The sequence below is a fragment of the Blautia sp. MCC270 genome (assembly GCF_018785605.1).
Lineage (GTDB): Bacteria > Bacillota > Clostridia > Lachnospirales > Lachnospiraceae > Blautia_A > Blautia_A fusiformis.
This window is the reverse complement of record NZ_WQQD01000037.1, coordinates 1-9,182: the sequence shown is the minus strand read 5'-3', so window position 1 is coordinate 9,182 and position 9,182 is coordinate 1. Positions and strand designations below refer to the sequence as shown.

The window sequence follows — 9,182 nt, the reverse complement described above, 5'->3', positions numbered from 1 at the left end:
GTTTGAATACTATACGTTTTTACATCATTCTCAAACCTCAAATTCAAAAATGAAGCGCCTCATCTGCGCTTATCGTATGATATTCAAACCTTGAAAAGTAATAAATTCACATTTATATTATCAATTATAAAATATCTTTTATCTTTTGAGAAGTCTCTTTGTGTATTTTCAATATTTTATTCTCAAACCAACCCCAACACCTTCATCGCATTACTCTCCGTCACAGCCACAACCTCCTCGTAGCTGATTCCCTTAATCTCCGCAATGGTCTTCACAACCTCCGGCAGATACAGGGAGCTGTTTCTTTTTCCACGGTTCGGCACAGGTGCCATGTAGGGGCAATCGGTTTCAAGCAGGATCTGATTCAGCGGCGCATACTCTGCCACCTCTTTCAGCTTCCGGGAATTCTTAAAAGTAACCACTCCGCCGATTCCAAGATAAAGTCCCATATTCAGATACTCTCTTGCAATTTCTTTGCTATAAGAAAAGCAATGGATAACTCCACCATACATCCCATCCTGCATATATTCTTTCACAATATTCAGCGTATCCTCTGCTGCGTCACGGCTGTGGATCATAAACGGAAGCTTTTTCTCACGGGCAATGTCCATCTGCTGGCGAAATACCTTCTGCTGGAGAAGATGCTCTTCCTTCTCCTTATGCCAGTAATAATCCAGGCCGATCTCGCCTACGGCTACCGTTTTTTCCAGGTCGCAATATCTGCGGATCTCATCCAGAACTGCTGCATCCACCTTATCCGCATCATCCGGATGAACCCCCACTGCGCCATAAATAAAAGGATACTTCTCCACCAGATCATAAACCCGGTCAAAATGTCCCACAGAAGCACACACATCCACAATATGCCCGATCCCGCTCTCCTGCATACTATCCAGCATGGCAAAACGATCCTCAGCAAAAGCCTCATCATCATAATGTGCATGAGTATCAAAAATCATAGCTTTATCCACAGTCATCTCGTCACCGACGGAAACTTTTCCACCTTTCAGTACTCTTGTAAACACACCTTCACGGGGCATGATGCACTCACCCATCTTCTGAAAAATGGCACAGCCATTGTGGCACTCCTTTCCGATCTGAGTCAGCTCCAGCACAACCTCACCACAGCGAAATCTGGTGCCAACCGGAAGCTTTGCGAAATCAATCCCTTCCACAACCAGATTCTCACCAAAAGCACCATCCTCGACCTCTGCGCCCTTCGCACGAAACGCATCGATCTTTTCACCGGAAAGAAGACTCACCTGCCGGTGCCACTTTCCGGCATGAGCATCCCCCTCAAGCCCCCAGTCCTCCACAAAAACTGCAGACCCAACATTCTTCTTCTGTGTTCCTTTCTTCTCACTGATACAAACCGCAAGTACTTTTCCCATAACAGACTCCTATTAATTACACATCGTTACCAAATTTATTCCTATATCACACCAGCAATATTGATTTCCAAAACCTACCACATGTAACTCTCAAGCCTCAGGAATTATGAATCGCTGGAGATGAATTTTAATCATAAAACCTACCACATTCAACAACCAGCCCAACGGAGGCAGGGCCAGTACGGTGACGTTAGCGGAGCGGCCGTCGAGAGGCGAGTATAGCTGCTGCCACCGAGCGCCCTGTTTGAGCCGCAGGCGAGTTGGCGCGAATGGCAGCAAACCAGCGACGCAGCCGAACAGGCCGCGCAGCGTGTCACCGTACTGGCCCTGCCTCCGTTGGGCGTCCGTTCGTTAATACAAGTATACACCGCACACTACCGTCCGCATTCTCCAGCATCGCCGGTCAAAATCTCAATCCCATGCCCCAACGCCTCAATAATAACCTCCAGGCACTCCCTGACAGCCTTAGGGCTCCCCGGCAGATTAACAATCAACGTCCCCTTCCGGATCCCGGCCGTAGCCCGGCTCAGCATCGCCCGCTTCGTGATCGTCAGACTAAACGCCCGCATCGCCTCCGGAATCCCCGGCACACGCCGCTCGATCACATCCTCCGTAGCCTCCGGTGTCACATCCCTCTGAGAAAACCCGGTACCGCCCGTAGTCAGGATCAGCTCCGCAAGCCCCAGATCTGCGATCTCAGCCATCCGGCTCCCAAGCATCCCACGGTCATCCGGCAAAACATCCACAGAAACAACCTCATACCCGGCCGCCTCCATAATCTCCTTCACAGCAGGACCACTAAGATCCTCCCTCTCTCCTCTGTACCCCTTATCACTAGAAGTGATCACAGCAACTCTCTTCATCACTCAACCTCCGATCTGAGCCATACAAAGCTTCTCCGTCTTATCATCCTTCTGTTTCTCCAGACCTCCGCCAAAAGCATGCCCGTCCGGTTTCTCCGCCAAAGCCTCCAGGATCATAGCCTTCAGCACCTCATCCGAACCACCACTGCGGATCACCTCCCGAAGATCCCTTCCCGCCGCATACTGCAGACAGGTCTTCAAAAAGCCCTGAGAAGTCAGCCGGATCCGGTTACACTCCCCACAGAACTTATGGCTCACCGCGCTGATAAACCCGATCTTTCCGGAAAAACCATCCACATCATAATAATGACACGGTCCATTCCCAAGGGGCTCCCCAACATACGGCGAAAACCGCGGAAGCTTTTCCCCAAGGATCCGAAGCAGTTCCTCCTCCGACACCCCATGAAATTCTTTTCCCATCCCAATGGGCATCATCTCAATAAACCGCACATGCACCCTGTGATCCCTGGCCAAAAGCGCCACCCGGCAAAGATCCTGCTCCGGGATCCCAAGAGGCACACAATTGATCTTCAGCGAAATCTCCGGATACTTCATTGCCTCCGAAATCCCTTCCAGCGTCCGCCCCAGTTCATCCCGCCGCGTGATCCTCCTGCTGCAGGCCTCATCCAGCGTATCCAGGCTGATATTCAATCCGTCCAGCCCCGCCCGGGCAAAATCACTCATCTGATCTTTCAGAAGCACACCATTTGTAGTCAGAGTCACCTTCTCGATCTCCGGCATATTTTTCAGTTTTTCCACCAGCTGAGGCATCCGCGGCCGTACAAGCGGTTCCCCGCCGGTCAGCTTGATCTTCCGGATACCCAGCTCTGCCATCACCCGGCAGATCCTCAAAATTTCCTCTTCCTGCAAAATGAGGGAGCGCTCCACATGCTGCACTCCCTCCTCCGGCATACAATAAATACACCGCAAATTACATCTGTCAGTTACGGAAATCCTGAGATAATCAATATTTCTTCCGCACCTGTCTATCATTATTTTTCCTCAAAACGGAAATCTCCGCTTTTGCCTCCTGTTTTTTCTTCCAGATGGATATCAGACATGACCATGTGCTTGTCAATTGCCTTGCACATGTCATAAATGGTAAGAAGCGCCACCTGAACACCTGTCAGCGCCTCCATCTCCACGCCTGTTTTTCCCTCTGTTTTTACCGTGCAGAATACACGGATCACTCCCGCATCCTCATCGGTCTCAAAATCCACAGAACACTTCTGGATGGGAAGTGGATGGCACATGGGGATTAGCTCAGAAGTACGCTTCACACCCATGATACCTGCCACACGGGCCACACCAAGTACATCACCCTTTTTCACATTTCCGCTTTTTACCGCGGCCATGATCTCCGGGCTTACCTGAATGGAACCCGTGGCTGTTGCCGTACGGTGAGTGACCGGTTTGTCGGACACATCCACCATAACAGCATTGCCGTTTTTATCAAAATGATTCAATTCCATATCTGTCTATACTTAGCAGATCTCAGCGCCTGCAGGCATCTCTTTCTCCGGTACCATCAGGGAAAGATTTCCGTCTGCATCCTCTGCACAGAGGATCATACCCTCGCTGAGGATTCCGGCAAGCTTGGCAGGCTTCAGGTTTGTAACGACCATAACCTTTTTGCCCACCATTTCCTCTGCGGAATAATGAGCCTTGATTCCGGATACGATCTGACGAACCTGGCTTCCGATCTTAACCTGAGAGCAGAGAAGTTTTCTGGATTTCTTAACCTCCTCACAGGCGATGATCTCACCAACCTGGAACTGCAGCTTCTCAAAATCATCGAAAGTGATCTCCGGCTTTGCCTCGATATCGATCACATTCTCTGTTTTCTCCTCTTCTACCTCTTCCTTCGGCTCTTCTTTCGGCTCTTCTTTCTTCGGATGAAGCTTCTTAACCTTCTCAAGAACCTCTTTCAGGTCAAGTCTCGCAAAAAGGATCTCCGGTTTGTCGGTTACGCGGTTTCCTGAAGGATAAAGACCAAACTGCTCCATCTCCTCAAGAGTTCTCTCGTTTGCGTTGAGCTGTACAAGAATACGCTCTGTTGTACGCGGCATAAAGGATTTCAGAAGAGATGCGCCGATGCAGATTCCCTCAACCAGGTTGTAGAGAACGGTTGCAAGACGATCCTGCTTTGTCTCATCCTTTGCAAGTGCCCATGGCATTGTCTCGTCGATATATTTGTTGCAGCGTTTAAACAGAGAGAATACCTCTGTGATAGCATCTGCCACACGAAGCTTGTCCATTTTTGCGGAAACATTCTTCGGAACCTGAAGGATGAAGTTCTTAAGATCCTCATCAACCGGCTCAGTAACATTCTTATTCTCAACGACTCCGTTAAAATATTTGTTGGACATGGAAATTGTACGGTTTACAAGATTTCCAAGTGTGTTTGCAAGGTCGGAATTCAGTCTCTCAACCATCAGCTCCCATGTAATCACACCGTCATTCTCAAATGGCATTTCGTGGAGTACAAAATAACGGACAGCATCTACACCGAAGAACTCAACCAGCTCATCTGCATAGATTACATTTCCTTTGGATTTACTCATTTTTCCATCGCCCTGAAGCAGCCATGGATGTCCGAATACCTGTTTCGGAAGCGGAAGATCCAGAGACATCAGGAAGATCGGCCAGTAAATGGTATGGAAACGGATGATATCTTTTCCGATCAGGTGAAGATCTGCCGGCCAGTATTTGTTGAATTTATCGCTGCTGTTTCCATCGCAGTCATAGCCGATACCTGTGATATAGTTTGTCAGAGCATCCAGCCATACATATACAACGTGCTTCGGATCAAAATCTACCGGGATTCCCCATTTAAAGGATGTTCTGGATACACAAAGATCCTGAAGTCCCGGAAGAAGGAAGTTATTCATCATCTCGTTTTTACGGGACTCCGGCTGGATGAAATCCGGATGTGTGTTGATGTAGTCAATAAGCTTGTCTGCATACTTACTCATTTTGAAGAAATATGCCTCTTCCTTGGCAGGTACGCATGGACGTCCGCAATCCGGACATTTGCCGTCTACAAGCTGGGACTCTGTGAAGAAGGACTCACATGGTGTACAGTACATTCCTTCATAATGACCCTTGTAGATATCTCCCTTTGCATACATTTTTTTGAAGATTTTTTTGACCTGCTCTTCATGGTCTTTATCTGTTGTACGGATGAATTTATCATAGGATGTGTTCATCAGATCCCAGATGCGTTTGATCTCACCGGAAACGTTATCTACGAATTCCTTTGGTGTAACACCAGCCTCCTCAGCCTTCAGCTCGATCTTCTGGCCATGCTCATCAGTACCTGTCTGAAAATATACGTCATAACCCTGCTGTCTTTTAAAACGTGCGATCGCATCCGCAAGAACGACCTCATAGGTATTTCCGATATGCGGTTTACCGGATGTGTACGCAATGGCAGTGCTGATATAATATCTCTGCTTTTCCATCTTTTCTTTCCTCCATAAATATAAAAATAAATTGTGTACTTACTCATAACGGACTGAAAATATATTCCGTCAAAACAGGAAATTTCCTGTCCGGGGACATTGGAAGATTACCAAATAATTCTCAGCGACATAAAAAAACGTCTTCTCATACCATAATGATATGAGAAGACGAGTTATTACCCGTGTTACCACTTCTTTTCGTTCCTGCCTCGCGGCAAAAACCTCATCAGGTACAGCAAGCTCTATACCCTTCCGCTATAACAGGCGGTCCTGTCACTGCCTACCGCTGTCCGTTAAATCGGGCATTCGTACTTCGCTTATCGCGTTTAAACCGGTTCAGCAATGCCTCTCCGAAGCCATCTTCCATCTGCGCCTGCACATCCCTCTCAGTCTCGGAACTCCTGCATAAAGTGAACCTTTACCATTCACTCTGCCGCAGATCTATGACATCAACTGCGTCACAGCCTGCATCTAAAAAGTCCTCCGGGGATTTCCCTGTAGTACGGTGTACACATGTACTCTCTTCTTCCATGAGTTTTCCATATGGGAAAATCGTAACACATTTCCGATGGTTTGTAAACGGGGAATTTCGATACTGTATTACATTCTCCTCTGCCTGTACATCCACCGCCACGCCATCCGGAACGCAATGGTTGTCAGCGTCATTCCTGCTGCCATGCTCACCGCAAAAAGGATCGTATAGATTCCGTCTTTCTGGAATTTTGCCCAGTCCTTCATCAACATCCAGTTCATTGTCCGGTAAAGTGCTGCTCCCGGAATCAACGGAATTGTCGCAGAAACCAGAAATACAGTTACCGGCGTTTTATGAATTCTTGCCATACATTCTGCATACAAAGTAATAGCTACTGTTGACCAGAAACCGCACACATACGGACTTGGCGTTATGAACTCTACTGCCAGATATACAGCCCAGGACAGGCATCCACCCAATGCCGCAAACCAGAGTTTTTTTCCATGGATATTAAATAATGCCGCAAAGCCGAGGGATCCTGTGAAGGATACGACCAGCTGTATGATTTCCCGCATATTTTCCTCCTGAATAAATCATAACTACTATCAAATGCTCCCATTATCTGCTGCATTTCGCTACTCCGCAATTGATACAGTATGTAAACTCCTCATTCACTGCTTATTGCTTTTCGTAACCTTCAAGAGAACTTCCCTGATTCGGTTAAAACAACAGATTCGCCACCGTAAAACCAAGGCCCACGACCAGTGCCAGCAAAAGTGCCTCCATACATCGGATCAAACCTGTAATGGTATCTCCTGAAAACATATCACGCAATGAATTGGTAAATGCAATTCCCGGTATCAGAAGCATGATATTTCCGATACTGATCAGATCCGCATGATGTCCAAGCCCGATTAGAACTGTAAGATTGGAAAGTACTCCGCCGGCTCCGCAGCAAAGAAGCACTGTCAGTAGCGAGTTTAATGCACCTTTTTTTACAAAAGCCTCAAACAGCTTCAGGGCGATACCAATCAGCGCAGAAGCAATCATATCGTTGACATCTCCTCCAAAAAACACGGAAAAAGAACCTGAAATTACAGCATAGATCAAAATCTGCGTTTTAAAAGAATATCCTTGTTTATCCCGGATCTTTTCCAGCCCCTTCTGGATCTCCTCCGGCTTCGGCCGATACTCACAGATGTATCTGGAAAGCTGGTTCAGGTCATCCAGCCGTCCCAGATCATTGGACATTCCCGGCACACGCCGCGTCTGGGTGCAAATACCGAAATCCTCTCCATAAATAGTCGTCACAATACTGGATGTGATAGAAAAAACATCTGCCCGGGTGGCTCCATATGCCAGGCAGATCCGCCGTATGGTATCTTCCACACGTCCAACCTCTGCTCCGCAGCAAAGAAGCTGTTCACCAATTGTCATCGCATAATATAAATACTGTTCCGCTTCCTCCCGCGTCATCCGGCATCCCTCACTTTCCTGCTTTATTTCATTTTTATCTATTTTAGGACACGTAAATATTAAAATCAACAAGGATTTTTTGTCTTAATATTCATTTCTTCTATATTTCCTCAAAGTAATAAGCAGATATTTTCACTCAAAATAAAACACCACCCGGACAAAAAAGATATCTATCCCTTCTGTCCGGATGGTGTTTGTGTTTGAAAATCCAATGCTCTGCTCAGTTTTTATTTATTTGAAATCTAATAGATCTTATGCAAGTTTTCCGCCAAGTTCACGGCAAGCTGCAAGTCCTTCATCATCAGGTGTGTTGTTTACAATGAGTCCTTCATCATCAACAAGCTCTGCGCCTGCGTCTTTTGCTCTGCCGCACCATGTTCTCATCCACTCTCCGTCGCCCCAGTCATAGGAACCGAAAAGCGCAACTTTCTTACCGGAAAGTTTGCCTTCCAGATCAGAGAAGAACGGCTCAAACTCACCCTCCTCAAGCTCCTCATCCCCCATAGCCGGACAACCAAGAGCCAGAACATCAAAAGAAAGCGCTTTATCCACATCCGCATCAGCCACTTCCATAATCTCAACATCCGCACCGGCAGCCTTGGCACCTTCCTCAACAGCCTGCGCCATAGCCTCTGTGTTACCTGTAGAAGACCAGTAAATAATTCCTACCTTGCTCATCTTAAAAACCTCCTGTTTTTAAACTTTATATTATACGCACATCTGAGATGTACAGAGATGCTTCATACCAACAACCTGCAAAATCGAATACCCCGCACGGATCTGCGCCGCAGTAAACTCCCGGCACTTATCGTAGCTGTCAAAAATCCTGCGAGCCTGCTCCACATCATCATAAACCTTCCAGTAACCACACATCTTGCAGCCACTGCCTCCGAACTTCCGGAAGCCCTTCACGTCTTCAATGGGATAACCCAGGAAAAGTCCGATCTCATGAGGAAACTCCGTCTTATGAAAAAATCTCTCCTTCAAACGGGCGATCATCTCATCCAAAGAACTATCTATATTATACCCATCCTGAAGCAAAAGTTTCCTGGCTTCATCCTGCTTAAGATATTCCTGCAGCATATCCGGCCGGTATACCAGAAGAAGATAATGCTTCCTGCATCCACAAATGATCTCCATACGGATACCTTCCCGTTCAAGACTCTCCTCATAATCCGAAATGATCTCCGGCAGCTCCGGCATTTTTTCCTTGGAAAAGGAAACAAGATTCGCCGGTTTCATTCCCATTAATACAGGGGAACAATGATAACCCATGACAGATTCAAATTTTTCACAAGTCATTTGCATTCTCCTTTACATATTAGTTAGATTTCTCTAACTGTTGTAAATATACTACCAAAGTTAGTCTCTGTCAACTTATTTTTATAAATTTTCACCGAGAATTTTTACTGATAAAATCCTATCATTAAGGACACAATATTCCTTATAACAAACACTCTGTCAAACATCCGACTACCAGTTCTCACCATTTAACCGAATCAAGTAAGTCCTCTGC

At 46.8% G+C, this 9,182-nt stretch carries 9 protein-coding genes; all 9 read right to left on the bottom strand.

Going from position 1 to position 9,182, the window contains the following annotated elements; genetic code table 11:
- Positions 1 to 182: 182 nt before the first annotated feature.
- Positions 183 to 1,391 carry a TatD family hydrolase gene (locus GPK58_RS13445; RefSeq protein ID WP_215638606.1) on the bottom strand — a complete coding sequence of 403 codons (1,209 nt, stop codon included), beginning with the start codon at positions 1,389 to 1,391 and terminating at the stop codon, positions 183 to 185.
- A gap of 374 nt (positions 1,392 to 1,765) precedes the next feature.
- Positions 1,766 to 2,254 (bottom strand): MogA/MoaB family molybdenum cofactor biosynthesis protein, encoded by a 489-nt coding sequence (locus GPK58_RS10215; RefSeq protein ID WP_015526380.1) that lies wholly within the window; start codon positions 2,252 to 2,254, stop codon positions 1,766 to 1,768.
- A 3-nt stretch (positions 2,255 to 2,257) separates the two neighbouring features.
- Positions 2,258 to 3,247 (bottom strand): GTP 3',8-cyclase MoaA, encoded by a 990-nt coding sequence (gene moaA / locus GPK58_RS10210; protein WP_215638605.1) that lies wholly within the window; start codon positions 3,245 to 3,247, stop codon positions 2,258 to 2,260.
- Positions 3,247 to 3,726 (bottom strand): cyclic pyranopterin monophosphate synthase MoaC, encoded by a 480-nt coding sequence (gene moaC / locus GPK58_RS10205; RefSeq protein WP_021653088.1) that lies wholly within the window; start codon positions 3,724 to 3,726, stop codon positions 3,247 to 3,249. Before moaC ends, moaA begins: the two co-directional genes overlap by 1 nt.
- Before the next feature lie 12 nt (positions 3,727 to 3,738).
- Positions 3,739 to 5,718, bottom strand: a complete 1,980-nt coding sequence (gene metG, locus GPK58_RS10200) for a methionine--tRNA ligase (RefSeq protein ID WP_215638604.1) — start codon at positions 5,716 to 5,718, stop codon at positions 3,739 to 3,741.
- Between the two features lie 600 nt (positions 5,719 to 6,318).
- On the bottom strand, positions 6,319 to 6,765 hold the full coding sequence (locus GPK58_RS10195; protein ID WP_021653090.1) for a threonine/serine exporter family protein: 447 nt from the start codon (positions 6,763 to 6,765) through the stop codon (positions 6,319 to 6,321).
- A gap of 145 nt (positions 6,766 to 6,910) precedes the next feature.
- Positions 6,911 to 7,666 (bottom strand): threonine/serine exporter family protein, encoded by a 756-nt coding sequence (locus GPK58_RS10190; RefSeq protein WP_021653091.1) that lies wholly within the window; start codon positions 7,664 to 7,666, stop codon positions 6,911 to 6,913.
- Positions 7,667 to 7,918: 252 nt separating this feature from the next.
- A complete protein-coding gene (locus tag GPK58_RS10185; protein WP_059086608.1) occupies positions 7,919 to 8,344 on the bottom strand; it encodes a flavodoxin in 426 nt (141 codons plus the stop codon).
- A gap of 30 nt (positions 8,345 to 8,374) precedes the next feature.
- Entirely contained in the window at positions 8,375 to 8,968 is a 594-nt protein-coding gene (locus GPK58_RS10180; protein ID WP_022426572.1) for a DUF3793 family protein, read from the bottom strand.
- Positions 8,969 to 9,182 lie beyond the last annotated feature (214 nt).

Bases quoted from the DNA above. Each gene is read 5' to 3' on its own strand.
- metG (WP_215638604.1), bottom strand. From the start codon at position 5,718: ATGGAAAAGCAGAGATATTATATCAGCACTGCCATTGCGTACACATCC.
- moaC (WP_021653088.1), bottom strand. From the start codon at position 3,726: ATGGAATTGAATCATTTTGATAAAAACGGCAATGCTGTTATGGTGGAT.
- GPK58_RS10195 (WP_021653090.1), bottom strand. From the start codon at position 6,765: ATGCGGGAAATCATACAGCTGGTCGTATCCTTCACAGGATCCCTCGGC.
- GPK58_RS10190 (WP_021653091.1), bottom strand. From the start codon at position 7,666: ATGACGCGGGAGGAAGCGGAACAGTATTTATATTATGCGATGACAATT.
- GPK58_RS10215 (WP_015526380.1), bottom strand. From the start codon at position 2,254: ATGAAGAGAGTTGCTGTGATCACTTCTAGTGATAAGGGGTACAGAGGA.
- GPK58_RS10180 (WP_022426572.1), bottom strand. From the start codon at position 8,968: ATGACTTGTGAAAAATTTGAATCTGTCATGGGTTATCATTGTTCCCCT.
- GPK58_RS10185 (WP_059086608.1), bottom strand. From the start codon at position 8,344: ATGAGCAAGGTAGGAATTATTTACTGGTCTTCTACAGGTAACACAGAG.
- moaA (WP_215638605.1), bottom strand. From the start codon at position 3,247: ATGATAGACAGGTGCGGAAGAAATATTGATTATCTCAGGATTTCCGTA.
- GPK58_RS13445 (WP_215638606.1), bottom strand. From the start codon at position 1,391: ATGGGAAAAGTACTTGCGGTTTGTATCAGTGAGAAGAAAGGAACACAG.